The 1,785-nt window shown below is 47.7% G+C and carries 1 protein-coding gene and 1 pseudogene; both read left to right on the forward strand.

Going from position 1 to position 1,785, the window contains the following annotated elements:
* A pseudogene (locus tag ACN0IC_RS15225) lies at positions 1-561 on the forward strand (N-acyl-D-glutamate amidohydrolase); the annotation flags it as partial.
* Positions 562-643: 82 nt separating this feature from the next.
* On the forward strand, positions 644-1,785 hold a 1,142-nt coding region (locus tag ACN0IC_RS15230), incomplete at its 3' end, for a hypothetical protein (RefSeq protein WP_416879604.1).

Genomic DNA, 1,785 nt, shown 5'->3' on the forward strand with positions numbered 1-1,785 from the left:
GTGCAGTACCGCAATGATCTGCGCTGGAAAACCAATTACGGTAATCACCGGCCGGAGATCATGCACAAGCTGCTGGCGAGTCCGTATACCCATGTGGGTTTTGCCGATTCCGGCGCACATCTGGAATCCATTGCCCAGTACAACTTCCCGCTACGGTTACTGAAATATGTTCGTGATGCGGACGAAGCCGGGTTGCCCTTTATGAGTGTGGCAGAAGGGGTGAATGCGGTAACCGCCGATCTGGCGGACTGGTTTGGTTTGCAGGCCGGCAGCTTGCGCCAGGGCAGCCGGGCGGATGTGGTCATCGTGAATCCGGAAGGCCTCACCGACGAGCTGGATGACGTTGCCTGGGCGCCGCTGGAAGGCACCTCGCTGAACCGCCTGGTGAAGCGCAACGATGACGCCGTGACGGCCACGATCATTAACGGCCGGGTGGCCTATGACCGCGTTCAGGGCTTTGATGATGAGCTGGGTCGTGAGCGGAATTTCGGGCAATTTTTATCGAGTAATGATGTCATTTCCGCAAGCATGTATGTGAGGGAAGCTAATAGAACTGAATGATATCAAAATGACATTATTTAGGCGGGGAAACCGAAAGGCTAGACTCAGCAGCTAAGAAAAAAATAGCACAAAAGGAATTGTTATGGATAACAAGATAAAATATGCAGTAGCTATGTTTGCTGTCACGTTGCCTACTTGCTCATTTGCTGCTTTGGATGATTATGTTCTGAGACGTCTACCTGCGAGTGTTGGCAATGAATTTGTAAACCCGGCAGGAAATGTTCGGCAATTTGTTCCGACGAGTGTGAATGATTCGGGATTGCTTGCAGGATTCCGTTTGACTCACGTTCCTGAGAGCGATGGGGGGAGCGCTGGTGTTGTTGGGGAGCTGAGTTACATTTATGACCTAAATTCAAGGTCGTATGTTGCGAAGGTGATCAACGATATAAGTATTGTTTACATGGGGGGGGATAGTTATATCGGAAAGAGGCTTACGCGAGACGGGAGTAATCGTTGGCAGACGTTACGGTGTCCAATTTCCGGGCTAGTCCAAAATCAAAACGAAACGTGGGATAATCCTGGTTGTCAATTGATAGACAACGATTTGATTGATGACTTTACCGTTTTGGAGAATTTTGGGTTCAGATCAGAGCTTTACCAGTTCGCAAATACTACAACGCTGCCAACATTTATTGGGAATGTGGCGACTGATCAAGGTAGTGTTTTTGTTGCTGATATTCCGGATCAACAAGATACGCATCCAAATGGGGATGAAGCGTCGTTTTACTTTTCAGATGGAACATCTTACAAATTCGTCATCAATGATGCCCCTGTTAGTAGCTTGACAGATGGGGCTTACCGGCTGGTGCAGAGTGGCAGTGAAGTAAAGCTTTTATCGGCGAAACATGATGTTTCTAGTCAGGCTAATCCTGCTTTTTATCGAACTTATACGGTTTCTTCATCGGGATTTGAGCTGGATGCAGAAACGTATGTAGGGACTATAGATAGCTCGGGTTATGTGTCCACGCCTTTGGCCATATCTGTTCAAGGAAGTGTGATTAATACTGCGGGGTATTGCGCTGATTTTGACTCCTGTTCTTCTCCGAGTATTGGGATAGATATGTGGGAAGAGTTTTCTAGTATTAATTTTACCGGATCATCAGGAAGTGCGCCTGATATAATGGGATCATTTTTGGGGACGAATGGGGTGTACTCAGTTCTGGGTTGTGAGCAGGGTGATCAGGCGCCATGCGTTAAAGCTTATGTAATGGATGTGAATGATGG

Origin of the sequence: Litorimonas sp., from assembly GCA_029936425.1 — a bacterium.
Taxonomy (GTDB): domain Bacteria; phylum Pseudomonadota; class Alphaproteobacteria; order Caulobacterales; family Maricaulaceae; genus Litorimonas.